The sequence below is a fragment of the Paenibacillus caui genome (assembly GCF_019904135.1).
In the GTDB taxonomy this organism is placed as follows: Bacteria; Bacillota; Bacilli; order Paenibacillales; family Paenibacillaceae; genus Fontibacillus; species Fontibacillus caui.
Genome location: NZ_JAIOGQ010000015.1, coordinates 74,889 through 100,026, shown reverse-complemented (window position 1 = coordinate 100,026; position 25,138 = coordinate 74,889). Strand labels below are relative to the sequence as shown.

Sequence of the window (25,138 nt, the reverse complement as noted above, 5' to 3'; positions counted from 1 at the left end):
AACGTCCATTCCCTGGCCCCGAAACGGCCTTAAGCTGGGCATCGGGGGGACTTCGTCCCTGCTTCTCTTTCTCGTTAGCGCTATTATTTTTGCAGTCTATGCCGTGCTGCTCGTCATATTCATGTTCTCCTATCGGCTTTTGCGCCAGAGTAAAGGGACATCCAACGTGACGGTGAACCAGATGGTAAGGATCGTGTTTACCGATAAGGTGTTTCTCTACCTTCTGCTCGGCAATTTTTTCGTCGCCGGTGCCTATTCGCATCTGGACACAACCTTGTCGCAGTATTTCGGCCATGACCGGGTCGCGCTCTATTCGAGCCTATTTGTCGTCAACAGTCTTTCTGTGCTGGCGCTTCAATATCCCCTGACGAAATTCATGAAGCGTTTCACTTCCCTGACGGCTCTGAAAGTAGGCTGCCTCTTGTTTGGGATCGGGCTCTTCGGGTTTGGCATCTTTGAGAATATCATCCTGCTGTACCTATCGATGGTCTTGTTTACCATGGGAGAGATCTTGTGTTTTGTCCTTGGGGATGTGCTAATCGGCGAAATAGCTCCAGAGCGTCTTCGGGGAGCTTACTATGGCGCAAGCGGCTTTGCATTTCTTGGACAGAGTATCTGCGCCTGGACCGGCGGGCTGCTGCTTCAAGGCCTTGGATTCGAGCAGGGACCGGTCATTTTCGGCATCCTCACGCTGCTGACATTCACCGCCTTCCCCTTCTTTCACAGGGGCCAGCAATTACGGGAAAATCCTGCAGGATCACAGAGCACGGAGACGTCCAAATCATGCTAATACAAAAACGAGAAGAGAGTATCCAGTCATGAGGTACGCTCTTCTCTTATACCCACTTCAAACATCGTGGAAGCTAGTATTCGAATTCATTAACCTTCATGGATTCAACCAATCTTTCTTGCTCTTTAAGCTCTTTATCCGACTTTATGTCCATCTCGTTGTTAACAACAACTGTTTCTTTGTTTTGCATTTGAGCCTCTTCGCGCTCTAAAGGTTTGTCCGAATTTCCCATATTTACTGCTCCTTTCTGGTTACAGAACAAGAATTGTTTACTCTTCTGAGTAACGCTGAATGAACTTATTATAGCCAGGCAGCTTATTTTTATAATCAGATGAAGGGAAAGAGCAAAGAAAAAATCCGTGCACGGCACTGACTTTAGAACTTTAATGCATCTATCTTTCCGCTAGAGCAGCCTTGTGATGGGCCTCAATGGGAATTACCCTTATCCGCTCCAGCTGTCAATCCCTCGATGTCCCGATTGAATAAGAAACCGGGTTGCATCGTATGTAGCCTGAAATTCATCGATGTTGATGCTGGCGAATCTGCTATCCTTGTCGGTATGGCTGGCGAAAATAACAGGAACCGAATGACCCTCGAAAAATTCGATTTGCTGTGATTTTGGAGAAGAGGTCAGCAGGATCACCCTATCCATATATTCCTCTTTCAGCAGCTTCAAATAATGAAGTTCTATATCAAATCCCGCTTCGTGTTGCAGAGCTTTCTAACGGACCTTTTGCAAAAAAATCCGGATGATTCATTTTCTCAAAAAGTGATTCCAATCACTAGGTCCCCATATTTTCTAGGTTATACTTCCTACTAATCGGAGGTGTGACCATTTTACTGGTGCAGAGTTAACTCATTTAGTGTGTTAACCTCCCCTCCACTCCTTACTTTCAACTTCTTCCAGGAGGTACTATTTTAATGAATAATAATGCGTCTAGCTCTCTTCCTAAACAGCCTTCCATGTTCTGTTTTCAATGTCAGGAGGCGTCCAAAGGCACAGGCTGCACAATAGCCGGTGTCTGCGGAAAACCGCACGACGTTGCAAACCTGCAGGATTTGCTGGTCTACCTGCTAAAAGGAATTTCTTTTATCAGTCTTGATACGAAATTGCCGGAAGCGCTCAATCAGCGGGTCTCCTTGTTCATTATGGATTCCTTGTTCGCTACGATTACCAATGCCAACTTCGACCGGAGCATCTTCGTTTCAAAGATTTGGGAAGCTTTCGTTCTCCGTAATGAAGTGAGAGGGTACCGGGATGAACAGTTTCCAGACGCGGTAGCAAGTCTTCCTGACGCTGCCGTTTGGCAGGCGGATACCGAGGAAGCTTTTGATGCCAAGGCTCAGCAAGTTGGGGTGCTGTCCACGGTCGATGAGGATATCCGATCGCTCCGCGAGCTGCTGACTTACGGATTGAAAGGCATGGCTGCTTACACGTATCATGCGTACCACCTGGATCATGCGAATACTGCAGTCGACATGTTCATGCGCCGGGGTCTTGCTGCAACACTTGACGATTCACTCGAGGCCCAAGATCTCATCACCCTTAACATGGAGGCAGGCAAGTTCGGCGTGGAGGCGATGTCTCTGCTCGATCAGGCTAACACAAGCACCTACGGAAACCCGGAGATTACGAAGGTCAATATTGGAGTCCGGGAGCGTCCGGGCATTCTGATCAGTGGGCATGATCTGAAGGATTTAGAGGAACTGCTGAAGCAGACCGAGGGAACTGGTGTTGATGTTTACACACATAGCGAAATGCTGCCTGCCCACTATTATCCGGCCTTCAAGAAATACGATCACTTCGTCGGCAATTACGGCAATGCGTGGTGGAAGCAGAATACGGAATTTGAAGCCTTCAATGGTCCTATCCTGATGACCACTAACTGTATAGTGCCGCCGAAGGAAAGTTATATCGACCGCATCTATACCACCGGCAACACGGGCTATCCGGGTGTACACCATATTCCGGACGGTGAGAACGGACAGCCCAAAGATTTCTCTGCTCTTATCGCCCAAGCCAAGGGGTGCCCTCCTCCAACGGAGCTTGAAACCGGTGAAATTGTCGGCGGATTCGCCCATGCAGCAGTCATGAGCGTTGCCGACCAGGTAGTGGATGCGGTCAAGTCGGGCGCCATTCGAAGATTCTTCGTCATGGCCGGCTGCGATGGACGGATGAAATCGCGCAATTACTATACGGATTTCGTCAAGCAGCTCCCCCGGGATACAGTCATCTTGACTGCAGGCTGTGCCAAATACAAATACAACAAGCTCGATCTGGGTGACATCGGCGGCATACCGCGCGTGCTCGACGCCGGTCAGTGCAATGACTCCTATTCTCTTGCCGTCATCGCCTTGAAGCTGAAAGAGGTGTTTGGCCTCGACGACATCAATGAGCTGCCAATCTCTTATAATATTGCCTGGTATGAACAGAAGGCCGTCATTGTCCTGCTTGCACTGCTCTATCTCGGGGTCAAAAATATTCATCTCGGACCAACTCTGCCCGCCTTCCTTTCACCCAATGTTGCCAAAGTATTGGTTGAAAACTTCGGAATCGGCGGCATTACAAATGTGGAAGACGACATGAAGATGTTCCTGGGCGCGTAAGCGTTACTTGTTGAAAATAAAAAGGTTGTCCCGTTACCTTGCCAAGGTTAGGGACAGCCTATTTTATTTAGCGGGAAAGGAGCCAAGTTCGCAGAATATTGGCATGGTTGAGATCTGTATCTTTAGCGGCATAAACCAATGTAACCTTTCGATCAGCAGCTATTTTATAAATCATATTATCTAGTGTACCTCGGGTTGGGTCATTCTCCAGTTCCTGAATGTACCTATCGTTAAAGAAAAACCCGCACTGGGCGCGGATTTAATGAGTGTACTTGTTTTCCAGCTGACATCCTCTTCGACCTATAAATTTTTAATATACCAGGCATCACAAGCGAAATGCTCCGAACCGGCAAGAGGAGCATCCAAAAGCTGAAAGCCGTGCTTCTTATAAAAACGATTGGCAGCATCCATATTCTTTAGTGTCTCCAAATAGCATTTGTTATAATGAAGCTTCGCAAATTCCAAAGCAGTTTGCAAAAGCTTCGAGGCTATGCCTGTTCCTCTGATGCTTTGAGATAAGTACATTTTCTGCAATTCACAAATTTCATTGGATTGAGCAAAAGGGGTAATTCCGGCTCCTCCCATAATCTCCCCTTCACTTTCAATGATCCAGTAGGCTCTCGCATTATGGTCATAGTAACGATATAGATCATGCAGGCTATCATCTTCCCAGGCGAGCCCCGCTCTGTTTCCGCCAAATTCGATCAAGCAATCTCTGATTATTTTCTCTATTGCAGAATTATCATTTGGATGCAGTTCTCTTATGATCATAAAGTATACCTCCAAGCCAGGCGTATTAATCTGATTCCATTATACAATCAACTTGCCTCTATCCGGAATACTCACCTTGGGAGACAAGAAAGTTCATCTCGTATTCACTTGGGAGTCACTGATGAATTCCTCCTGAACAGAGGAATGCTTTTTTGCTACGGATGTTATAGAGAGAAGGCTTACCGCAAAAAGGAAAGCGATGACAAACAGAACAAATGACGTGCCGAAAATGAACCGGGCTCCAGTGTAAGGGTACAACCATCCAAAAAAGGCATATCCGCACAAAGTGGCAGCCAGCGGTCCGCCCTCGAATACGGATCCTACCCGGCCAAGCAGCTTTTCTGGAATAAACATCATGATAATTGTACCCAGCGTAATTCCAAGAATCGATGAACCAATACCTAGCATGAACCGGCTGAGCAGCATGGTAACAGAATGAAATGACAGCGTAAGCAGCAAAAGTCCGCAGGCCATGATCGCTGTCCCCCAAATGTTGACTTTCACATAATTTTTGAGCCTTGATCCAAGGACATTCAGACCGATCGCCCCGGCAAACATGCCAATTCCGCTAGCGGTACTAGCCCAAGCCACATAGTCTTCACTTAAATGGAGCTCATCAATAACGAAGAAAATGTTCAATAAATTAACTGCTCCTACGCTCAGACCCATAATTCCAGACAGAACAAACAGCCGTTTGGTCAGCTGATTGGCTCCAATATATTTAAATCCTTCCAAGAACTCTTTCCAGAAAGCGGAAGCTGGTGTGGAGAGATCCGAGGTATGGGATAAAAGCGCAGGCGATGTGCAGATTCGCAAAATAAGCAGGCTGCCGAGGAAGAAACAAATGCCGTCAACAATCAAAGAAAGAGACGCCCCCCACCATTGAAAGAGAAAAGCTCCGATTGCCGGTCCTGCCAGAGCTAACAAAGTATCCACTGTCCGTACGGAAGAGCTGGCCGTTCCGTAATCCTTGTCTTCTACCGCGGCAACTGTCAATTTACTGATCGCAGGCTGAAAAAACTGCTGAATCGAACAGGTAAAGGCTAGTGCAACTAATAATAAAGGAATTTGCTCAAGCCATATTAAACCTGCCAGTATAAGAGACATCAATGCCCGAATAACCAAGCTGGTTTGCAGAACTTTCTTCGGATTTCGTCGATCGACCCATGTCCCGGCCAGTGGAGCAATAAGAAAGACGGGGAGCATCTCGGCAAATAAAAGTGCCGTACGATAAAAGACCGATTGATCCGCCTCCAGAAATACCCAGAATAAAATAGCCCAATTTCGGATTGCATCGCCTAATGACGATAACGTTTGAGTTAACCATATACGCCGGAAAACTTTGTTCTTTAGCATTGTTAACAAGGAAAGGACTCCTCTCACAGATTTCAGGCTGGGAGACTTCTGGCAGAAATAAGCGATGTTTGAAATGGAGAAGCCGGGCATCCCGATTTCTTCTATCACAGCGGAAAAATTCGCTCGATTTCCCATAAATTCGTCAATAACACTTCTTGTTCCTGCCTTCAGGAATGTCGAACCCTTGAACATTTCAATCCATTCTTGTAAAAAAAACGCGCCGGACCCGATGATGGTCCAGCGCGAATATGCCTTAAAGTTACACTTCGATGCGCCCTTGATGGGTGTAAATATTCAGCGACTGATTGCGAATAAAGCCCACCGTAGTTATACCAAGTTGCTCAGCCAGCTGCAGCGCCAATTCGGTTGGTGCAGATTTTGACAAGACGATGCCGCACCCGATCTTGGCGACCTTCAGCAGCACTTCCGATGAAATCCGCCCGCTAAAGACGATGATCTTGTCTTTCAAATCAATCGCATTTTTCAAACAGTGGCCATATATTTTATCCAGTGCGTTGTGCCGTCCAATATCCATTCTGGACAGGATCATCCCGTTCCGGTCACACAGCGCGGCGTTATGAACGCCCCCTGTATGCATGAACGTGGTAGCCGACTGCTGCATCATTTCCATCAATCGGAAACAATCTTCGGCGGAAATGGTTAAATTTCCGGTATCAATCGTTTTGGCTGTATTCGCATCGCTGTAAAAATAAAAGCTTTGCCGGCTCTTGCCGCAGCAGGATGTCACATATCTTTTGGAATGAAACAGTTGGTTGAATTTATTGACCTTCAAAGTATCGATATAGGCATGGCCGGTTGTTTGGATGATTCTGATCTCTTTGATATCCGCAAAGCTGCCGATGACTCCTTCGGATGCCAGAAAGCCGATTGCCAAATCTTCAAGATATTCCGGAGTACACACCAATGTGGCAAATTCCTCTTGGTTCACCATGAGGGTAAGCGGATATTCGGTTACGATGGTATCCTCAATCGTGCTTAGCGAAGAATTCTGATAATGGAGGATTTGCCGTGAAACTTGTACAGGATTACTCATGCTGCGCTCACTGCTCCCTGGCATGGTTATTTGCTTTAACTTCAATCGTCTTGTCAAATACATACACGGTCATCGCAACATCTTCCTCGATATTGATATCGGTGAATATTCTTACGATTTTGGCTTTCACCAGCTGTTCGAACCGGTCCAGCACCTTGGGATTCTGATAAATCTTTTTCACGAATTTAGTGCGGGCTTCATGCACCATCCGGTTCCCCTCGGGAGATCCGAGCATAAATTTCTCGATATTGGTCAAATTGCCTTTCATTTCGCTGATGGCCCACGAACCTGTAAAGCGGGTAATAATTTCTTTCGGGCCGTTTCCAACATATTCTTTGCGGATTTCCCGCACCAATACGCTGAATTCGTGCTCAAGGTTTTTGGTCATTCGATTCTCTCTCCTCATGAGTCCGTTTCAATCCCGGAGTTAACAGTATATAGCTGATCACAAGCGCTAGAATGGCCAGTGAAAAAATGAAATTGTCTAACGCGTTCTCGTGGTTAACGAGGATAAACCGAATCGAGCCAGTGATCCCGACGTATATCAGGTACCGCAGCGGAAAATGATAATTTTCACAAAAGTACTTTACGATCATAGATATAAACACGAAGTATAAGAAGAATACCAAAACATTTTCCAGAACGCTATGAACATTGTTTCCGAGAATTACCCCTCTAATAATGAAGTAGAGCTCACGAACAAGGCAATAACTCAGGATCAGTCCTAGAATGACAAGGGACACATTAAGCAATGCCTGAGAGAATTTGACGAACCAATTTTTGCTTTTCAGGTCGTTTAAATCAAACATCCGGTCCCCTCCTCAATGGTCACTTTTTTAAGCCTTCTCCAATCCCTTTAAGCAAATTCAGCCCAAAGCCGATGGCTCGGTTAATATCCGGATCCCGCAGTGCCTTCAGCAATTGAAACATTCCCGTCCGCTCATCGTTTTGAAGCCCTTGCTCCGCTTTTTGAAGACCGTTCGCTACGCCTCCGAGCAGCTTTTTCGTCATTTCCGGGTCAAGCTCGGTTAAGGCGCCTGCGGCAGCCATCGCATTGTTGATTGCATTCGTGACAGGCGGCCGTACGAGCTGTCCGACCGCGATTTTCGCCACTTTGTCTTTGGCTTCAACGACGGCGTTCAGCGCGCCAAGAATTCCGCTCTCTTGAAGCTGCTGAAGCAGTTTGATGGCTTCCCGGATTCCCTCCGCATTTTGGGCGAGATCATGAATGACATGCTCAAGCGCTTGATCTTGCTGTTCCTGCTCGGTCGGTTCGGGATTGGAAATATGAGTAATCGGTTTGGCCATTATTCTGTACCTCCAGTAACGTTCACGCTCGCAATTGGCATATAATCTTCCCGTGCCCATTTTCGTTCCACTTGCACACCAAGCTGAGGATTGCGCTTCGCATAACGGGGATTGTACATCGGCAGCGGAGTCGTTCCTTTTATTTTCAAAACTTCCATACGCACCTTCGTCTGCTTGTAGGCCGGTGTTTTCGTTCTAACGTCCCCCGCGCTTCCGGTCAGCATATTGATGGCATTTTCATGACTAACCGAGTGCATCGGAACATACAGCTCTTTCCCGCTTACGCGATCCGTCACTACGGCACGCAGCTTGATGGCCCCGTAAGGCGAAATCAGACGTACCAATGATCCGTCTTGAACGCCCCGCTCACGAGCCAGTTCGGGCGGAATTTCGACGAACACTTCCGGCAGTTTATACTGAATACCCTTCGATTTGTTCGTCATGTTCCCTTCGTGAAAATGCTCCAGCAGACGGCCGTTATTTAGAGTCAGATCAAATTCCTGCGGGAACTCAATCGGCGGAATGAATTCCACAAGCGAAAAATTCGCTTTGCCATCTGGAAAATTGAAATGGTCCGCATACAGAAGCGGCTCATCCGTCCCGTCTTGCTGAACGGGCCAATGCAAGCTGTTCCACCCTTCAAGACGCTCGTAAGAAACTCCGGCGAAGATCGGACTCAAGCTGGAAATTTCGTCCATGATCTCGCTTGGATGACGGTAATTCCAGCCGGCTCCGAGATGGTTGGCTACTTGTTGGATGATCCACCAATCGGGCTTGGAATCGCCAAGCGGTTCCATCGCCTGGTATAAACGCTGAATGCGCCGTTCCGTGTTCGTAAACGTCCCGTCTTTTTCCATAGAAGGGGATGCCGGCAGGACGACATCGGCAAACTGCGCCGTTTTTGTGAAAAAGACATCCTGAACAATAAAGAATTCCAGCTTGCTTAACGTGTCATGCACATGCGTAGAGTTGGAATCCACCCATGCCATGTCTTCTCCCATCAGATACATCGCTTTGAGACGGCCATCCTCCACCGCTTTCAGCATGTCGATATTCGTCAGTCCCGGTTGGCTTGCGATCTTCACGCCATAAGCCTTCTCAAATTTGGCACGGGCAACATCATCCGCTACGTGCTGATAGCCCGGAAGCCATTGCGGCAGCGTGCCCATATCGCAGGCACCCTGTACGTTGTTGTGCCCCCGCAGCGGATAAGCGCCCGCACCGTGACGGCCATAGTTGCCTGAAACGAGCAGAAGATTTGAAATTGCAGCAGACGTATGCGATCCCGCGATATTTTGCGTGACCCCCATTCCCCATAGGATGCAAGTTCCATCCGCTTCATGGATCATCTGGGCGGTCTCGATCAGCTGTTCCTTTGAAAGGCCTGTTGCTTGCTCGGCGTAGTCGAGTGTGTACTTCTCAAGCATCTCGCTGTATTCAGCAAACCCGTTGACACGTGATGCAATGAAGGTTTCATCATGCCAGCCTTGATCAATCATGTACTTTGCAACGGCTGTGATCCACACAAAGTCGGTTCCTTGTTTAGGATGCAAGTACAGATCAGAGCGATCCGCCATTTCGTGTTTGCGAAGATCGGAAACAATCAGCTTTTGGCCGAATAATTTCTTGGCGCGTTTGATTCTGGTTGCCAGCACCGGATGGCCTTCCGTCGGGTTCGCTCCCACGATAATGACTAGCCCCGCACTCGCAATATCTTGAATCGTTCCGGCGTCTCCTCCGTAGCCAACCGTTGCAAGAAGCCCCTCGGTGGCGGGGGATTGACAGTAACGTGAGCAGTTGTCGATATTGTTCGTTTCGAAGACTTGACGCGCCAGTTTCTGCATCAGGTAGGCGTCCTCGTTCGTCGTTTTGGACGAGCTGACAAATCCCAAGGCATCACCGCCATAAGAGTTCTTGATTGCACCCAGCCGCTCCGCGATCAGGGAAAGGGCTTCCTCCCAGCTTGCCGGAACAAACGCATCTCCTTTCCGGATTAAAGGAGTCGTCAGCCGCTGGTCGCTGTTCACGAAATCCCATCCGAACTTCCCTTTCACGCAGGTTGAGACGCTGTTCACCGGCGCATTCTCGGTCGGCTCGATCTTTAAAATGTGGCGGCCCTTTGTCCATACCTCGAACGAACAGCCGACACCGCAGAAGGTGCATACCGTTTTCGTTTTCTTGGTGCGCGTTTCCCGCATGGCAGCTTCAACTTCCGAGACGGCGAATATCCCGCTGTATCCGGGCTCCACTTCTTTCACCAGATCAATCATCGGGTTCAGCAGATCTTTTCCAATGCCGCTCATAAAGCCGGCCTCGCCCAGCATCGATTTCTCCATGAGAGCATTGCACGGGCAGACCGTTACGCATTGGCCGCAGGAAACGCACGATGATTCGTTGATCGATTTGTTGTCATCCCAAATGACCCGCGGGGTGCTCTTCTCCCAGTCAATCGTCAGCGTTTCATTCACCTGCAGATCCTGGCATACTTCAACGCATCTTCCGCACAATATGCATTGATCCGGGTCATATCGATAAAAGGGATGCGACATATCCACCTCATACCCTTTTTCTCGGAACGGACGCGTCTGATGCTCAACCTCAAGCAATTCGGCGGTATTGTGCACCCGGCAATTCCCGTTATTGTTGTCGCACACGGTACAGTACAGCATATGGTTCTCCAAAATGCGGTCCATCGCTTCCGACTGGGCGCCTTTAGCCTCACTGGTTGAAGTCTGAACGTCCATTCCATTCTGCAGAACAGTGGAGCAAGCTCGCATGACCTTCCCGTCTACTTCGCACATGCAGGTGTCGCAAGTTTGCACCGGCCCTAAAATGGGTGAGTAGCAGATATGCGGATGTTCGATTCCCTGCTGTAGAAAATAGTCCAGTATTCGAGTTCCCTCTTCCGCTTCGTGGGCTGCTCCGTTAAGGGTAAACTTTACTTTTTCTTTCACTTTAGATCCTCTCCCTGTGCAAATAAAACAAATAAAAACCCACCAAAAAAACAACTTGTGTACCGAGTACACAAACCATTTTTTTGGTGGGTTAATGACGAGGCATTGATTCACAATACCCGTTATCCTTCCCGCCATCCGTGGACAAGAAAATCAGGATCAAGCAGCAACTTTCCGTTACAACGTGATCAATGATTTTTTTCATAACTAGTATAGCATATGAAAAATAATTTGTGTCAAAATATCATCCGCCGATATGAGACATTTCTATTTTTGGCGATGATTGCGAGTGAAGCATTCTTTCTTCTGAATAACGATCTGTCCTGGCTTTCCATACGCTTTCGATAAACGTTTCGATTTCGCTATCCGTTTGGTCCGACCGAAGCAGCGCACGCAAGTCATGACCTTTGGAAGCGAACAAACAGGTGTACAGCTTCCCTTCGGCTGAAATCCGGGCACGCGAGCAAGCCCCACAAAACGGATCGCTGACCGATGAGATGATTCCGATCTCCTCGTCGCTTCCCTTGTAACGATAGCGAGAAGCCACCTCGCCCGCATAATGGGCGTCTATGGGTTCCAGCGGCACCTTTTCCTGAATGAGGGACAGGATTTGCTGTTTGGGCACCACCTGATCCCACTTCCAGCCATTCGTATTGCCGACATCCATGAATTCGATAAAACGGAGGATCTGCTTCTTCTCCCGAAAATAGTCCGCCATGGGTAAAATATCCGAATCGTTGACCCCTTTTTGGACAACCATGTTTATCTTCACATGCAATCCAGCAAGTGCCGCAGCTTCAATTCCATCCAAAACAGCTTGAACGCCGCTTCTTCCCCCGTTCATCAAACGGAACTGCTGATCATTTAGTGAATCCAGACTTACTGTGACCCGTTTCAAGCCAGCAGCCCGTAGTTCTGCTGCATATTTGGGCAGCAGCACGCCGTTTGTGGTCATGGCAATGTCTTCAACGCCCTCAATTCGATTCAACAAGTGAATGAAGGATGGAAGATCCTTTCTCAGCAGGGGCTCTCCGCCGGTAACCCGTATTTTTTTGACACCCAAGGACACAAAAATCCGGGTCAAACGAGTCAATTCCTCATAGGTCAATATATGGTCTTTCGGCAAAAACTCATAATCCGGGCCAAATATTTCAGCCGGCATACAATAACGGCACCGGAAATTGCACCGATCGGTAACGGATATCCGCAAGTCGCGCAAGGGACGATTCCATTTATCTTCAAGTTGATGTTCCAATATGCTCACCCCGGTCCCATTATAGTACGAAATGTCACACTTTTTCCAAGACTTTTCGAAATGCACAAAAAAACCGTTCGCGTGCATCTTGGTCATATGAGCACGTGCAAACGGTTTAATTCCTTCAGTGATCAAACTAAAAGAAGGAGAGCCCGGTCATGCGCCCTCCCCGGTAAAACGCCCTCAGCCGATCAAGCTAGCTGCAAAAGAGCGTATTAATGCTGGCCGCCTGCTTCCCCGCCTAAAAAGTCATTGTTGGTGAAAAATAGAGTCTGTGGTCCCGCCGCTCCGCCGGTCAGGCTGAGGTTGGCCACAACCGTTTTTCCTTTCTTGTTGACTTTGAATTCGGTGAATTTCCATGCCTGCGTGTAATTCAGGAAACCGGATTGCAAAATATCGCCGCCCCAGCCGATTACATAATGTCCTGCACCTCCGGACGGACTGTTGTAGACGGATATGAGCTTTTGGGCATCGCTCTCGTTATTGACTTCCACCGACAGGTTGTACATCACGCCGTAGTTGCCGCTGTTTACAACAGTCGTCCCGTCAACGGCATTGTACCCGTTCTCGTATTCGCCAGGCATGCTGTCGCTCCATTTCCCGGAAGGAGCAGATGAAATTCGAATGAGAGAATTGCCGGCCGATGTGTTGTAGGTTAGCGTTCCCGTCCGGTCAAAATGCGGAAACGTCCCCCTGACGTGGACATCCCCTGGCAGGATCGGCACTTGCTCCGGATGCTCGGGCGGGTGTACGTAGCCAAGCGTGGTAACGGTCACGGAGGCGTCCGTATTGCCGCGCTGATTAACCGCATGCAGCTGAACAATACCGCTGGCGGTATATGTATCAGGCGTCTCGGCGCTCAGTTCGTACGTTTCGCCGGGCTTAAGCGTGGCGGCTAATTTTTGGCTGGCGTGTGTCTTCATATAATCGTCAAGGGCAGCCTGTCCCGCGACGTCCGGGTAATAATCGACTCCCACCCCTTGTCCTTCGGTGAACAACATGACGCTCTGATCGGAAGTATTGGTTACAGCAACCGAAATGTTTAGCGGGGAACCGGTCATATTTTGATGATGCCAGAACACCCGGAACTGCCCGCTCACATTATCCCTGTAATAGGCGCCTTCCGTCTTCGGGGATTCGGGCGAATCGCTAAGGATCAGCTTCCCGCCTGTTGGTGTCAGAACCGGCTTGGTCATCGGAACGGCAGGCTTCAATGTCGACACCGGAACAACGACTTCCTCTGCGGCCGCAGCGCCGGAAATCAAAAAGAGCATTCGGGGAGTTTAGAGATGAGGGATGCAGGCCTTTCCGGGCTCATGTAAAAAATTGTGAGTCTATCAGTCAATAAAACGGCATATACATGATTCTAAAATTCCTTGTGGAGGTCTGAATGTATGTCTGATGCATTCGTTGCCCGTTCGCTTTATGAAGTACAGTTTTGGTCCCGCATCATGAAAGAACATTCGCTTTTCCTAAGATTAGGATTTCGTTGTGAGGATACTCAGCTTATTGCTGAAGCAAACCATTTTTTTAAAATATTTGAAGCCATCGAACAAAAGTCCCACTCTTTCCAGCCTGATGTTGACCCCGCGCTTATTCGACGGTTCAACGTTGAGGTTCATACCGCTGTATCCCATATTTGGGCATTTAAAAGAAAAATATTAGGCTTAATTCTAACCTGTCAACTTCCCGGGCAGACGAATTTTCCATTGCTCGTAGACCACGTGAGCAGAGAGGCCAATTATTTTAGAAACCGCCTGGAAGAATTAAATCAAGGGAGACTTGAACCGCTTTACGATGCCATTATCGATGAGAACGTATTTTTTCTGAGAATAATGGCGGATCATGCCAAATTTATCGGCCATCTGCTGGATCCCTCTGAACGAAAATTGGTTGACATGGCCCGCGAATTCAGCCACGATTTTGATCAATTGATGCTTCAGGCCAAGGATATAGATTCTATGCGCCCTCAATCCCAGACTGAGCCCTTGTTAAGCCAATTTCTCGACCAAAACAGAGTGTCGGTGAAATCGCTTAGGGATTTCAAGCAAACTGCCAAACAATTAATTGAACAATGTAAAATCAAGAGCATTATCCATCCTCTGCTGGCTGATCATGTTTTCCGTGAGGCGGAACGGTTTTTGGAAATTATAGATATGTTTGAAGGCGCATTGACGAACCCGGGAAAACGAGTTCAAATCAGTCATTAGAAAACTTCCAGAAAAGGCGGCCAAACAAGCAGTCAGAAGAATCATTGTACGTCAGCTTGCTCATAAGCCGCCTCATTATTCCTTCCCGAATCCTTATGAAAGCCGCTTCATCTCGTGTAGTTGTTCAAAAATCATTTGGCTGACAGAAGACACACGATCCCGGTCCTGATAGGTTAACCAAACCAATTCCTCGATTTCGGAAGCAGGACTGAGCTCCCCTTCGAAATCCGCAAAATAACAACTCATTTTGACGAGAACACCTTCCGGCTTATCATGGGCCTCGGCTTCAAACGTTCCAAAATGCGAGATCGTTTCAGGCTTGATTCGAACGGATAATTCCTCCTCTATTTCCCGCAGCAGCGTATCGGTATCTGTTTCACCGGGTTCCCTTTTTCCTCCAGGTAAATAACAGATCTCTTTGCCTTTGGAACGGGCGCATAAAATCTGACCTTTTACAACATGTATCCATGCAATCTTATCAATTTTTGTTATCATTCCGGGTTATTCTCCTTCATTTTCTTCATTTTCGCTGAACAACGGATTTCTGGAACTTGCGTCCACCGCCTATTTTAAAGACAATAACACCTCCGACGATCGCCAGCACACCCAGCAGCTTATTGAAAGTAAAAGGGACTTTGTCCAGTCCGAGCAGGCCTAGTGAATCAAATAATAAAGCCAATACGAGCTGTGATGTCAGGACGATCAAGATGGCATACGTTGGGCCGAGCCGCTTTACTCCCTGCACCAGACAAATGACCACTCCTACCCCGATCATACCGCTGATCCAATACCACGGCTGCATATTTTGCAAGGTAAAAATACGTTTCCCTTCAAGAATGAACCCGATCGTGAGCGAAGCCGCGAATCCCATTCCCAGCACTAATGCCGTTGTTGCCCAAGACCCCGCCCGTTCATTCACTTTACTGTTAAAAATATTTTGCAGACCGACCAGCGATCCTGCAGCAATCGCCATTAATAATCCTGGAATCATGACTTTAGGCTCCTCCCATTGTTGACATGATCTTCTATTCATAAATATTATGACCGGCGAGTTCACTTAATCCTTCCCTGTCCTTCACCAGGATGAACCCTTGGTTACGCTCGATCAGCCCCTCTGCGCAGAACTTTTGGATGACCCGATTCAGATGCCTATAGCTGGTTCCAATCAAGTTTGCTGTATCCATTAAGCTGAATGTGCTGAGTTGCCCTTGAAATAGCGAATCGGATTCGTCAAAAGAGACAGACAGCAAATAACTCGCAAGCCGCACTTCCACCGGATGCATCAAATTAAAGCTCAAGTGGTTGGATTTGATATGAAATTTTTGCGTGATAATTTCCAGTAAAAATTGCAGGAACGGCGAATAATCTTTGCCGTATTTTTTCAACCAGCGATGATGAACACCGATCATACAGACTGACGATACCGCCTGGACCGTATTGATAAAGTCAATGCCCTGTATATATTCAATATCCCCGATAACCTCAAGCGGTGTCTTAAAAGAGAGGATTAGCGTCTTCCCTTCTGCCGAGGTGGTATAGATTTTAATCTTTCCCTTTACAAGCAAGTACAGGGCTTGTGAAGGTTCTCCTTGGGAGCAAATAAGCTCCCCTTGATCATAGCTGTACAGGGACAAATACGGGATTAACGGCTCATTAAATATAGATTCGATTTGATGAGCATGCAAATAAGATTTAAGCAGCTCCCGATCGTGAATTTCTTTCATTGCTCGTTCTCACCCCCAGCCTTTTCCCTGCCTTCTTTCATGAACATTCAACCTGTCAAAACCTGAGGATCATCACGCCTGCAATCATCATCCCGATGCCGACAAACTGCGGCAGCCTCATCTTCTGCTTCACCACGCCGAACCAACCGTTTATATCTATGACAAAGGTCAGGCAAAGCTGGGCTATCAGCAGAGCAGAAATCGTATAGGTAACACCGATCTGATGAATAGCCGTGACATTGCTGAAAACAATGACCGCCCCGAAGGCTCCCCCAATCAAATATAAAGGCTTCACTTGCTTAAACTGTTGCCATTCTCCGTCCCGGACGAACAGCAGGATCATAAGGGCCGTTATGAATCCGGTAAACTGCGTAATCATCGCCGCCTGCCAAGTGCCAATGTCCTGACTGATCCGGGCATTGGCCACTCCCTGTAAGGTAATAAATGCCCCGCCAAAGAACGCAAATAAACTCCCCCGCATTTCTTCTCTCTCCTCAAGTTTAGATCTGTCCCTAATTAAATGCTATATCCGGATCATTGGGGAAGGACATATGTCCTAAACTTGCAAAAGATTGCGTTCTTGGTCACAGGTTCAACGACCAGCATCGATTCTCCTAGTATTTTGATTCGCCTTCGACAAGTTTTAACCAAATTTAAACTTTATCCCCCATAGAATTAAACTTGATACGATATGATGATAGCAAATATGAAGAATTGAGGAGATTTATCTATGCGTGTGTTTGAAATAACCCTGACAGCTTTTGATTTTTTGGTTGTGTTGTATTTTGTGTTATGCAAACCATTCTCCCAGAAAAATGTAACAAGACTGCTGCTTGGCGCCGGATTGGCAGCAGTCTCGGCTTTACAACTGTTTCTGGAGGGCTACCGTTGGCAGCTGGTTCCACTTTATGTTGTAACTCTGATCTTATTCGCAAACATTCTGTATAGAATACTCAGACCGGTTCGAACAGTTAAAAAAGGTCGTTTTCTCAAATACATAAACTGCGTTTTGCTGAGTGTCCTGCTTATGATCTCTACCTTTCTGGCTATAAGCTTGCCGGTATTTAATTTGCCAAAGCCGGACGGAGCAGACACGGTTGGAACAGTCACCTTCGATTGGATAGATAAAAACCGTGAGGAGACCCTTACAGCCGATCCGGAAGATAAGCGGGAGTTGGCAGTTCAAGTATGGTATCCGGCGGAAAAGATGGATGGCAAGACAGAGTTCCTGTTCCCGCAGGATCCGAAAATCTTTCACCGTTATATCGCTGCTTTTGCCGATGGGATGCGTCTTCCTGCGTTCGCGTTGGATTACTGGAAGTACTCACGCAGCAATTCATTTCCGAATGCAGCCATCTTGCCTTCTGCCAAACCGTATCCCTTGGTTATTATAAACCATGGAATGGGAACCAGCAGAGTTCTGCATGCTTCGCAAGCCGAAAATCTGGCAAGCCATGGTTTTATCGTAGCTGCTATCGACCATACTTACAGTACGGCGGCAACGGCATTTCCGGATGGCCGTATAACAGGGTTCAAAACGGAATTTTCTGCTGATGATTTCTATGATAAGGTTCCAATCATCGGAGAGATATGGACAAAGGATGTGGAATTTGTAATCAACCAATTAGAATTAATAAATTCAGGACGGATTGAGAGTGATTTTACAGGTAAGATAGATTTGAACAATGTAGGAATTATGGGCCATTCTTTTGGCGGGGCAACTGCATATAACGCAGCCTATTTGATGGACAAGATCAAAGCCGGAATTAATATGGACGGGACATTGTTTGATTTGGACAATCGTGATCAATTGAGCAAGCCGTTTATGTTCTTGCAATCCGATGATTCTGAGAAGATGATTAAAGCCTATCATGACAATATGATTCCTGATGAGCATAGAGGACGGATAACCAAGGAGATGGAGACTATCCGCAGCGTTATTGAACACGGAGGCAAAAGCATTCATATTAAAGGAACCGCCCATTATAATTTTACGGATTTTCAATTCTATTCACCTTTGTTTAAGTATATGGGAATGACCGGGAATATAGAGGGACACAGAGGGGCATACATTGCAAACCAATACGTTTTGGATTTTTTCACCAAATATTTAAAGGGCGACGCAGGCACGCTGATCGGCGGACCTAATGCCAATTATCCGGAGGCGGAATTTCAGACGCTGCTGCCTTAAGGGCAAAGAAACGTACTGGCCGGTTCCCCCTTGATCAAAGGTTACAAGTTCTTGGCCAAACCGAAGGACAAGAACTTGTACCTTCAAAAACTGCGAATGATGCGATTTGTTGTGATATGTTGGTGAAGTTAGCCTTGCTACCCAAACGCTTGGGCTGCAATAGCATATAAATGATTATTTCTTGAGGGAAATAATTCAGCATTCATACCTAATACAGGTGGTTGATTTACGATTTCAAATCCGCAATGTATCAGTTTTTCTATTAATGTATCTTTATTACTGAGGACATCAATTCTTAATTTTCCACTATAGGTTGTCGATAATTTGTTGATCAAGTAATGTGCGATAAAATCATTGTCGGCTATAATTGGGCCAATAAGAAGCATCTCGGGCAATAAAATACTTAGACCAAAACCTGCAATCTTTCCAAACTGATCGGTAACAACTAGCTTATGATTGGCCTGAAATATTCTTTGTCTCAAAAAAGTTTCCCTCTTTGCGCCAAATGCAGCCGCATCAAATCTAACTACCTCATAAAAATCAGTTTCCATATAATCTCTACAATTTAAGTCGTGATTTAACACGAAAGATTCTCTAGATTGATACTCCGATGCAATTAATTTATGTAATGTGCCAACGGGTTGAAAACCTAGTTTAGAATATAAAGGTAACCCTTCAGATGTAGAAACAAGGGTAACAGGTTTGTTTTGAAATGTATTTAAACAGGCTTGTACTACAGCTTTCCCGAGACCATGACCTTGGTATTCCGGATCTACGATTACCATTCCAACAGAAGCAAAGTTCTCATAAGGAAATAATGCCGAACAAGAAATGACTTTGTTCAAACACTTGTGGCCAAATACAGTCCCGCAAGAAAATATTGTATTCAGATCAGACTCCGTGTAATCCCAACCGATTTTTGCAGATAGTTTTACAATGTCCTCAAGATCATTGTGATTTAATTGATGTAACTCTATTTGATGCCGAGTCATGTTTTCTCCTTTCTAGGTTTGTTGTAGACACATCGCTGCACAGGATTCGTGCCGGGGCACGGGCGATGATCGATCTATTTTTTAAAAGAAGTATGGTTATTCCTTCCTGCATAATCATTATACAACAACACCGTAACCGTCGACTTCGTAACCGACGGACCCATTGGTGCAAATACGACGGAAACGGTTGATGCCATAGGGTAGCCATTCAGAGTCCCCGAAACGACGGCGGTGCCGACGGTCTTTGACGACGTCAGCTGCGCCAAGTAGATACCGTCTCCATTTCCAAATGACCAATGCAAAAAGGATGGAACCGTTTTGTTCCACCCTCCGATTTGCTTTTGACTTTATACCATCAGAATATCTTCAATTTCGATACTGCGATTTTTGGATAAATCTCTATAGATGTTAGTATCCACTTTTACCAGCGGTCTGAATACATCCGATATATTGTGCATCACAATCGTGCCTATTTCACCATTGCTGAGGAGCACTCTTTTTCCAATGAAATTGGGGAGAAGATGCTGGATAAGCGTTTGAACCGGTCTTTCGTTTAGTTTCCCGAAGCCTAGCGCATACAGTTCTTTCAAATTGGTGATCAGATTTTTCTTTTGCTTGCCTTGATTCAGGTTTTCCCGCATGCTGACATACACGTCCGCCACGGCAACAATCTGCGCAAAGGGATGAATTTCTTGCTTTTGCAGCTGGTTCGGATAACCTGTTCCGTCTTCCCGCTCATGATGCTGAAGCGCTATAAGAGCTGCCGTTTCATCCTTCATGGAATTCCGAATAATGTCATAACCATAAACCGTGTGATTCTGATATTCCTTCCATTCATCCGGAGTTAAAGCTTCATCTTTGTGGCGAATTCGGAGCGAAACTCTGCATTTCCCTATGTCATGCAAATAGCCGCCCTTGCTAATCTGATAACACTCCTGCTCCGAATACCCCAGCCAACTAGCTATGTAAAAAGATAATAATCCGACCTGGATCGAATGCGTGTAGTTGTTGACGTCGTCGCGTTCCAGCATCATCAACAATCGAACGACATCCTTTTGTTGACTGAGTTCACTAACCATCGGCTGGATTGCATTATTCACCATTGTCGAATTGAAGCGTCCGTTTACCAAAGCTCTCAAAAAAACGGACTGATAATTATGAACCGTGAAATCAAAGCGCGGCTTGATTTTTTGTTCTGCTAGTTTTTCGTTATCTAAAGAACTATTTCTCTTAACGGGAATCTGGTTGTCAACTCGCGGCTCGATTTCGACATAATCAATATGGTGCTGAAGCAGCAGCACGACATCCTCAGGCCTGATGTCAGCCCCCTTACGGAGAATGTGAAGTCCAAAGTCATTAAAGGTGTCCTTTTGAAGACGATCGCCATTTTGGAGATTCATAACTGAGACTTTCAAATAGATTCCCCTCCTGCAAAAAGTGATACTCCCCATCAGGATAGAACCTGCAAAAAAGTATCTCTACATCATTTATCGTTACAATACCGCGAATAATTCATAGTCTATATGGCCTTAAAACTTAATGGCATATATGATTTCGCAGAACTATAATTCGAAACTTTATTCCTATTATTCAGGAAGGTGATTCTATTTACCCACTACTAAACACCTAATTCGAAATAGAACAAATCAGGATTGACTTATTGATTAAATAGATGTTACCCTTTGTGGTATATTCAGGAAAAAATGAGGGGGAGGCGAGCACGCTATGCCAAAATCAACGATGAAAGATATTGCCCGCATCGCCAATGTGTCAGTGGCGACAGTCAGTTATGTCCTGAACAATGTCACGAATCAAAGTATTCCTGAGGCTACACGATGCCATATTCTTCAGATTGCCAAGGACCTCGAATATATTCCGAACCTGGTTGCTCGATCGCTTGCCACGAACAAAACCGGTTTGGCAGGAATACTTATTAATAAAGAACCTAACCCGCCTTATTGGAGACGGCAGCATCACCTGTCTTTTGTAGATGGACTGGAGAGATTGTTGATAAATGCAGGATTTCATACCCTGTTATTTACTTTGGACGCTTCTAACCCGTCTCTGGATGTCATCATCGAGAGAAAACTGGAGGCAGTCTTTCTGATTGATGTTAAGAATGAGCACTTTTATGAAATTTCCTCTAAATTCGTGGAGGGAGTCCCCCTGATTTTGATCGATAGCCTTATCGAGGATAAGCTTTTTAAGCAAATTACTTTTGACTTCGAAACCGCTTTAGAGCTTGCCGCTGCTGCTATTAAGGCCCCCTATTGTTTGATCATGGAGCAATACAACAATTCCTCTTTGGCGCGTTATATTCAAAATAGTGTAAATCTGCCTGCGAGCGCAATCCATACCGTAAACGAACTTTCGGACCTGGACAGCTTTATCGAGCATGCAAGTTATGATCATGCAATTGTGATCAACGAATTTATTGGCAATTATGTTGAGCAATCTAATCGCTTCAAAAGCCTGACGGTTATCTGTACCTGCGACTGTCCGGAAATCTTGGGGTTTCAAGTTCGAAAAATTACGTTTCAAGAGAATAAGTCATTGCTTGCGTTTCAAATGATGGAACAATTATTGAAACATCAGGAGCCTGTGCAGCAAGATAGCAATCAGTTTTTTGCAAAAGTGAAGTTATAATTTTTTTTGCCTATGACTTAAGCGTTTAAGTTAACGGAGGTGGCTATTTTGACAGATTCTCAAATTTCAGTCGGAAAGCAGCTGGATGCAGCAGTCCATCGCCTGCCTGCCCTTTGGAGAAACAAGCAATATATCCTGTTGCTCTTCGCGCATACCTTTTCTATTTTCGGCAATTCTTTTCACAACATCGCCTTGAATTTATGGATCTTAAACAAGACAGGCAGCGCAAGAATGATGACTGTTGTTCTCGTTATGAATCTGGTGCTTGGCTCGGTATTCGGTCCCATTGCAGGAACGCTCGCGGATCGAATGAACCGGCGCCACTTGATGCTGCTTTCCGATTTGAGTCGTTGCGGGCTTGCTTTAATGACTGCCTTCTTTATCACGATTCCCGGTACGTCCTTTATGATGATCGTGTGCCTTACAGGGCTTTCTACGGTATTTGGGCTATTCCATTCCCCGGCTTTTCAGTCCTCTCTCATTACCATCGTCGGAAAAGATCATATTGAGCGCGCTGTAGGGCTCATGAACATTTCGGAAAACATTTCAAGAACCGCCGGATTTACCGTTGGGGGGATTTTCGTAGCAGCTTTTGGCGGTGCTTGGACGATCCTGTTCGATGGATTAACTTTTCTGCTCACCTTCTTTCTGGTTATACTGGCCGGGTCTTTCCCTTCTCCAAGGAAGAGAGAACAGCATAAGAAGAAGTTTAAGGAAGACTTCATTACCGGCCTTAAATTTATATGGAAGGACCCTTTTGCTAAAGCGGTTACAATACTGTCTCCTACGCTAATGCTCTTCTTCATGTCTTCCCTGATGCTGACTCAAGTCATTGCTGTTAAGGTGTGGACTGCAACTCCGTTTCAGTTCGGATTAATGGAGTCCTGCATACCCGCAGGATATATGCTTGGAGCAGGGATGATCGTAGTCCTTGGCCCCAGATTAAAACATAGAGGCAAGCTTGTCGTTCTTAACCTTGTGTTGATTGGTCCCGGGTATATGCTTCTGTCTTATTGCCGCTTTGCTTATATCGCCATTCCGATGATTTTGTTGATCGGTTTCATGTTCTCGCTTTGCACTTTGTTAATCAACATTATTTTAAGGCTAGAGGTTTCGGATGAGCTTCAAGGCAGAGTGTTCGGGACATTAGGCTCCCTGATGAGCATTGCGCCCTCTGTTGGATTAGTTGTTGTCTCTTTTTTTGCTGATCTGTTTGCGCCAAATGCCGTTATGTTCGTCATAGGATGTCTGCTTTTGGTGTTTGGATGCACGGCCGGGGTCCGTTTAAAAACAATTAGGGAATATGATTGAGACTCCCACGACTAAAGTCGCAAGCCCTACACCTTACATGATACGGTTGTGTTTGTTCTTCTATATTCGTTCATATACACATTGTATCAATTTTATTTATAAACTAAAACGGACATGCAAATAAAAAAGAGTGGAATTTTCGGATACTTGAAGCGCCACAAACCTTTCAGTTTTTAGTGGCACTCGTATCCGACCTCACTATCATCCCACCCCTAAAGGGGGTGCTATCGCACCGTAGCGGGCTTCCCCGTTCGGAAAATCTGTAATAGGATGCTGGTGGTTACTCAGGTTCCGCGGCTATCCTTTGGCCAGAGGCAATCTAATCGTAAAAGTAGTTCCGGCTCCTATCTCGCTTTCTACACCTATCGCGCCTTGGTGATCCTCAATAATCTTCTGGCATAATGATAGGCCGAGGCCAGTTCCGTCTTCCTTGGTGGTAAAGAAAGGATCGAAAATTTTAGACAGGTTGTGCTGCTCGATGCCGACTCCTGTGTCCCTCACCTCAATAACAGCCGCTTGTTCTTCCGCTTTGATCCTAAAATATACTTCCCCTGGATGTGCCATCGCCTGAAATGCGTTGCGTATGATATTAATTAATACCTGAATCATTTTGTCACGATCCATATGAATCAGAATAGCCTGGTTAGCGTTTTCAAAAATAAAACTGTGTCCTCGGGACGCTGCTTCGGATTCGCATAATGAGAAGACCCTCGCGGCACAGTCTGTTAAGGACTCGATCTTCATGTTGTTTGCTTGCGGTTTCGAAAATTGCAGGAACTCCGCTGTTAATTCGCCGACTCTGGTGATTTCATTCATGATGACTTCATACCACGGCTCGATATTGAATTGTTTGCTTTTTGACAGCTGAATAAAACCTTTAATCGAAGCCAAAGGGTTTCTGATTTCATGCGCCATTCCTGCCGCCAATTCACCGATCACCTTCATTTTTTCTGAACGCATCAGATCTTGCTGGCTTTTTACCCACAGTTCACGTCTCATATGCAAAATCCGGTCTTCCGCCATGATGACGATCCCCTGCAAAGTATCAGCTTCTGCAGGATAACGTGTAATGCTGAAGGTGATCTGGAGCCCAAGCTTATCAAAATTCAGAACATGATCATTGATATTTTGTTCTAATGGAGCCAGGATGGCAAAACGGTCGCCTGCATACCTCGACAGCCCGTAAGCATCAGGAAAGATGCTTTGGATAACATCCGATAAATGAATCAGAATATCGTTGGCGGAGGAAACGTCTTTCGCGTTTAGAGACTTAAAATTATTAATATCCAGCAGCACCAATTGGAACTCTTGTTTCTTCTCAACCAGGCTGTAAACGGCCTGCATGTAGCCTTCGTAATTGAGAAGTCCTGTTAGAGGGTCGTGAGTGATCAGAAAGTCGTTCTCTGAACATAACTTTTTCTTCTCCGATTCTATCTGGATAATAATTAAAAATCCAAGGATGACGACAATTGACGTAATGAAATCAAAGACGGAGACAAGCAAATTATACATAGTAGCCGGCATATAAGTCAGACGTATCACCGTATATTCCAAAACAATTAAAAACCCCAAAGGCATGATCTCTCTAAACTTTGCTTTATGTTGTATCAAATTGATCAATAGAATGTAATACAGCAAAACGCACCAGTTCAGATGGCTCGTATAATGAAATGCTCCCAAAAAAACAAACTGCAACCCTCTCAGCCATGAAAATTTACGCTCAAGAACAACACTCAATATAAAACAAACATTCCATAAAATGAGCAATGCCAAATGCTTCTGCTGTACTAAAATCAAGGAGGAAATACCAATCAAAGTAGAAATAAAGGGAATACCAAGGACTTTGATTCGATGAATAGACAACCAATACCACTCCCAGCGCCTTAAAAATAAGCTCTATCCCCAATTTGCACAGGAAAAGTCAGCATATGTATATTCGCTAAAAGAGTGGCATCTCCTTTCTCATTCT

At 45.9% G+C, this 25,138-nt stretch carries 25 protein-coding genes and 1 pseudogene; 6 read left to right on the top strand and 20 right to left on the bottom strand.

Annotated elements, in window-relative coordinates; translation table 11 throughout:
- Nucleotides 1–16: 16 nt before the first annotated feature.
- Nucleotides 17–790 (top strand): annotated as a pseudogene (locus tag K7397_RS10925) (MFS transporter); the annotation flags it as partial.
- Nucleotides 791–863: 73 nt separating this feature from the next.
- Here K7397_RS10925 and K7397_RS10920 read toward each other — a convergent pair.
- Nucleotides 864–1,022 (bottom strand): hypothetical protein, encoded by a 159-nt coding sequence (locus K7397_RS10920; RefSeq protein ID WP_223067981.1) that lies wholly within the window; start codon nt 1,020–1,022, stop codon nt 864–866.
- Between the two features lie 210 nt (nt 1,023–1,232).
- Nucleotides 1,233–1,505: a type 1 periplasmic-binding domain-containing protein gene (locus K7397_RS10915; protein ID WP_273545613.1), complete on the bottom strand. Its 273-nt coding sequence runs from the start codon at nt 1,503–1,505 to the stop codon at nt 1,233–1,235.
- Nucleotides 1,506–1,711: 206 nt separating this feature from the next.
- Here K7397_RS10915 and hcp point away from each other — a divergent pair, with 206 nt between their 5' ends.
- Complete coding sequence (hcp, locus tag K7397_RS10910; RefSeq protein WP_223067979.1) at nt 1,712–3,397, top strand: hydroxylamine reductase; 1,686 nt, start codon at nt 1,712–1,714, stop codon at nt 3,395–3,397.
- A 67-nt stretch (nt 3,398–3,464) separates the two neighbouring features.
- Here hcp and K7397_RS22195 read toward each other — a convergent pair whose 3' ends face one another.
- The 10 genes from K7397_RS22195 to K7397_RS10860 form a co-directional block, all read right to left on the bottom strand.
- Nucleotides 3,465–3,656 carry a DUF488 family protein, N3 subclade gene (locus K7397_RS22195; protein WP_223068005.1) on the bottom strand — a complete coding sequence of 64 codons (192 nt, stop codon included), beginning with the start codon at nt 3,654–3,656 and terminating at the stop codon, nt 3,465–3,467.
- Nucleotides 3,657–3,697: 41 nt separating this feature from the next.
- Nucleotides 3,698–4,168: a GNAT family N-acetyltransferase gene (locus K7397_RS10900; RefSeq protein WP_223067978.1), complete on the bottom strand. Its 471-nt coding sequence runs from the start codon at nt 4,166–4,168 to the stop codon at nt 3,698–3,700.
- Between the two features lie 93 nt (nt 4,169–4,261).
- On the bottom strand, nt 4,262–5,524 hold the full coding sequence (locus tag K7397_RS10895; protein ID WP_237690853.1) for an MFS transporter: 1,263 nt from the start codon (nt 5,522–5,524) through the stop codon (nt 4,262–4,264).
- A 259-nt stretch (nt 5,525–5,783) separates the two neighbouring features.
- Nucleotides 5,784–6,578 carry a formate dehydrogenase accessory sulfurtransferase FdhD gene (gene fdhD / locus K7397_RS10890; protein ID WP_223067976.1) on the bottom strand — a complete coding sequence of 265 codons (795 nt, stop codon included), beginning with the start codon at nt 6,576–6,578 and terminating at the stop codon, nt 5,784–5,786.
- Nucleotides 6,579–6,585: 7 nt separating this feature from the next.
- Entirely contained in the window at nt 6,586–6,966 is a 381-nt protein-coding gene (locus K7397_RS10885; protein ID WP_223067975.1) for a Na-translocating system protein MpsC family protein, read from the bottom strand.
- The gene (locus K7397_RS10880) at nt 6,950–7,387 is read right to left on the bottom strand and encodes a phosphate-starvation-inducible protein PsiE (protein WP_223067974.1); all 438 of its coding nucleotides are present in this window, start codon (nt 7,385–7,387) and stop codon (nt 6,950–6,952) included. The genes K7397_RS10885 and K7397_RS10880 overlap by 17 nt, the downstream gene beginning before the upstream one ends.
- A gap of 19 nt (nt 7,388–7,406) precedes the next feature.
- On the bottom strand, nt 7,407–7,886 hold the full coding sequence (locus tag K7397_RS10875) for a helical membrane plugin domain-containing protein (RefSeq protein WP_223067973.1): 480 nt from the start codon (nt 7,884–7,886) through the stop codon (nt 7,407–7,409).
- On the bottom strand, nt 7,886–10,840 hold the full coding sequence (gene fdhF, locus K7397_RS10870) for a formate dehydrogenase subunit alpha (RefSeq protein ID WP_337926711.1): 2,955 nt from the start codon (nt 10,838–10,840) through the stop codon (nt 7,886–7,888). Before fdhF ends, K7397_RS10875 begins: the two co-directional genes overlap by 1 nt.
- Before the next feature lie 244 nt (nt 10,841–11,084).
- Nucleotides 11,085–12,095, bottom strand: a complete 1,011-nt coding sequence (gene moaA, locus K7397_RS10865; RefSeq protein ID WP_237690844.1) for a GTP 3',8-cyclase MoaA — start codon at nt 12,093–12,095, stop codon at nt 11,085–11,087.
- Nucleotides 12,096–12,310: 215 nt separating this feature from the next.
- Nucleotides 12,311–13,318: a hypothetical protein gene (locus K7397_RS10860; RefSeq protein ID WP_223067971.1), complete on the bottom strand. Its 1,008-nt coding sequence runs from the start codon at nt 13,316–13,318 to the stop codon at nt 12,311–12,313.
- A 171-nt stretch (nt 13,319–13,489) separates the two neighbouring features.
- On the opposite strand from K7397_RS10860, the gene K7397_RS10855 reads away from it, so the two are divergent.
- Complete coding sequence (locus K7397_RS10855; RefSeq protein ID WP_223067970.1) at nt 13,490–14,305, top strand: DUF2935 domain-containing protein; 816 nt, start codon at nt 13,490–13,492, stop codon at nt 14,303–14,305.
- A gap of 93 nt (nt 14,306–14,398) precedes the next feature.
- On the opposite strand, the gene K7397_RS10850 is transcribed toward K7397_RS10855, so the two are convergent.
- From K7397_RS10850 to K7397_RS10835, 4 genes are read right to left on the bottom strand one after another with little or no spacing between them, the layout of a single operon-like run.
- A complete protein-coding gene (locus tag K7397_RS10850) occupies nt 14,399–14,800 on the bottom strand; it encodes an NUDIX hydrolase (RefSeq protein WP_223067969.1) in 402 nt (133 codons plus the stop codon).
- Between the two features lie 25 nt (nt 14,801–14,825).
- A complete protein-coding gene (locus K7397_RS10845; RefSeq protein ID WP_223067968.1) occupies nt 14,826–15,296 on the bottom strand; it encodes a DMT family transporter in 471 nt (156 codons plus the stop codon).
- A gap of 34 nt (nt 15,297–15,330) precedes the next feature.
- On the bottom strand, nt 15,331–16,029 hold the full coding sequence (locus K7397_RS10840) for a Crp/Fnr family transcriptional regulator (protein WP_223067967.1): 699 nt from the start codon (nt 16,027–16,029) through the stop codon (nt 15,331–15,333).
- Between the two features lie 55 nt (nt 16,030–16,084).
- A complete protein-coding gene (locus K7397_RS10835; RefSeq protein WP_223067966.1) occupies nt 16,085–16,510 on the bottom strand; it encodes a DMT family transporter in 426 nt (141 codons plus the stop codon).
- A 249-nt stretch (nt 16,511–16,759) separates the two neighbouring features.
- On the opposite strand from K7397_RS10835, the gene K7397_RS10830 reads away from it, so the two are divergent.
- Nucleotides 16,760–18,220, top strand: coding sequence for an alpha/beta hydrolase family protein (locus K7397_RS10830; protein ID WP_223067965.1), 1,461 nt, complete (start codon nt 16,760–16,762; stop codon nt 18,218–18,220).
- Nucleotides 18,221–18,357: 137 nt separating this feature from the next.
- Here the strand turns inward: K7397_RS10830 and K7397_RS10825 are convergent, their stop codons facing one another.
- The 3 genes from K7397_RS10825 to K7397_RS10815 form a co-directional block, all read right to left on the bottom strand.
- Complete coding sequence (locus K7397_RS10825) at nt 18,358–19,212, bottom strand: GNAT family N-acetyltransferase (RefSeq protein ID WP_223067964.1); 855 nt, start codon at nt 19,210–19,212, stop codon at nt 18,358–18,360.
- 74 nt (nt 19,213–19,286) lie between these two features.
- Entirely contained in the window at nt 19,287–19,478 is a 192-nt protein-coding gene (locus K7397_RS10820) for a hypothetical protein (RefSeq protein WP_223067963.1), read from the bottom strand.
- Nucleotides 19,479–19,559: 81 nt separating this feature from the next.
- Nucleotides 19,560–20,627, bottom strand: a complete 1,068-nt coding sequence (locus K7397_RS10815; RefSeq protein ID WP_223067962.1) for an HD-GYP domain-containing protein — start codon at nt 20,625–20,627, stop codon at nt 19,560–19,562.
- A gap of 310 nt (nt 20,628–20,937) precedes the next feature.
- Between K7397_RS10815 and K7397_RS10810 the strand changes: the two genes are divergently transcribed.
- On the top strand, nt 20,938–21,858 hold the full coding sequence (locus tag K7397_RS10810; protein ID WP_223067961.1) for a LacI family DNA-binding transcriptional regulator: 921 nt from the start codon (nt 20,938–20,940) through the stop codon (nt 21,856–21,858).
- Nucleotides 21,859–21,906: 48 nt separating this feature from the next.
- Complete coding sequence (locus tag K7397_RS10805) at nt 21,907–23,169, top strand: MFS transporter (protein WP_237690843.1); 1,263 nt, start codon at nt 21,907–21,909, stop codon at nt 23,167–23,169.
- Between the two features lie 297 nt (nt 23,170–23,466).
- Here K7397_RS10805 and K7397_RS10800 read toward each other — a convergent pair whose 3' ends face one another.
- Nucleotides 23,467–25,032, bottom strand: coding sequence for an ATP-binding protein (locus K7397_RS10800; protein ID WP_223067960.1), 1,566 nt, complete (start codon nt 25,030–25,032; stop codon nt 23,467–23,469).
- Between the last annotated feature and the right edge of the window lie 106 nt (nt 25,033–25,138).

What these genes read in the sequence shown, in the direction of transcription:
- K7397_RS10900 (WP_223067978.1), bottom strand. Translation starts at nt 4,168, where the DNA reads ATGATCATAAGAGAACTGCATCCAAATGATAATTCTGCAATAGAGAAA.
- K7397_RS10920 (WP_223067981.1), bottom strand. Translation starts at nt 1,022, where the DNA reads ATGGGAAATTCGGACAAACCTTTAGAGCGCGAAGAGGCTCAAATGCAA.
- fdhD (WP_223067976.1), bottom strand. Translation starts at nt 6,578, where the DNA reads ATGAGTAATCCTGTACAAGTTTCACGGCAAATCCTCCATTATCAGAAT.
- K7397_RS10895 (WP_237690853.1), bottom strand. Translation starts at nt 5,524, where the DNA reads ATGCTAAAGAACAAAGTTTTCCGGCGTATATGGTTAACTCAAACGTTA.
- K7397_RS10885 (WP_223067975.1), bottom strand. Translation starts at nt 6,966, where the DNA reads ATGACCAAAAACCTTGAGCACGAATTCAGCGTATTGGTGCGGGAAATC.
- K7397_RS10835 (WP_223067966.1), bottom strand. Translation starts at nt 16,510, where the DNA reads ATGCGGGGGAGTTTATTTGCGTTCTTTGGCGGGGCATTTATTACCTTA.
- K7397_RS10810 (WP_223067961.1), top strand. Translation starts at nt 20,938, where the DNA reads ATGCCAAAATCAACGATGAAAGATATTGCCCGCATCGCCAATGTGTCA.
- K7397_RS10875 (WP_223067973.1), bottom strand. Translation starts at nt 7,886, where the DNA reads ATGGCCAAACCGATTACTCATATTTCCAATCCCGAACCGACCGAGCAG.
- K7397_RS10855 (WP_223067970.1), top strand. Translation starts at nt 13,490, where the DNA reads ATGTCTGATGCATTCGTTGCCCGTTCGCTTTATGAAGTACAGTTTTGG.
- K7397_RS10845 (WP_223067968.1), bottom strand. Translation starts at nt 15,296, where the DNA reads ATGATTCCAGGATTATTAATGGCGATTGCTGCAGGATCGCTGGTCGGT.
- hcp (WP_223067979.1), top strand. Translation starts at nt 1,712, where the DNA reads ATGAATAATAATGCGTCTAGCTCTCTTCCTAAACAGCCTTCCATGTTC.
- K7397_RS10825 (WP_223067964.1), bottom strand. Translation starts at nt 19,212, where the DNA reads ATGACTCGGCATCAAATAGAGTTACATCAATTAAATCACAATGATCTT.
- K7397_RS10830 (WP_223067965.1), top strand. Translation starts at nt 16,760, where the DNA reads ATGCGTGTGTTTGAAATAACCCTGACAGCTTTTGATTTTTTGGTTGTG.
- K7397_RS10840 (WP_223067967.1), bottom strand. Translation starts at nt 16,029, where the DNA reads ATGAAAGAAATTCACGATCGGGAGCTGCTTAAATCTTATTTGCATGCT.
- K7397_RS10880 (WP_223067974.1), bottom strand. Translation starts at nt 7,387, where the DNA reads ATGTTTGATTTAAACGACCTGAAAAGCAAAAATTGGTTCGTCAAATTC.
- K7397_RS10850 (WP_223067969.1), bottom strand. Translation starts at nt 14,800, where the DNA reads ATGATAACAAAAATTGATAAGATTGCATGGATACATGTTGTAAAAGGT.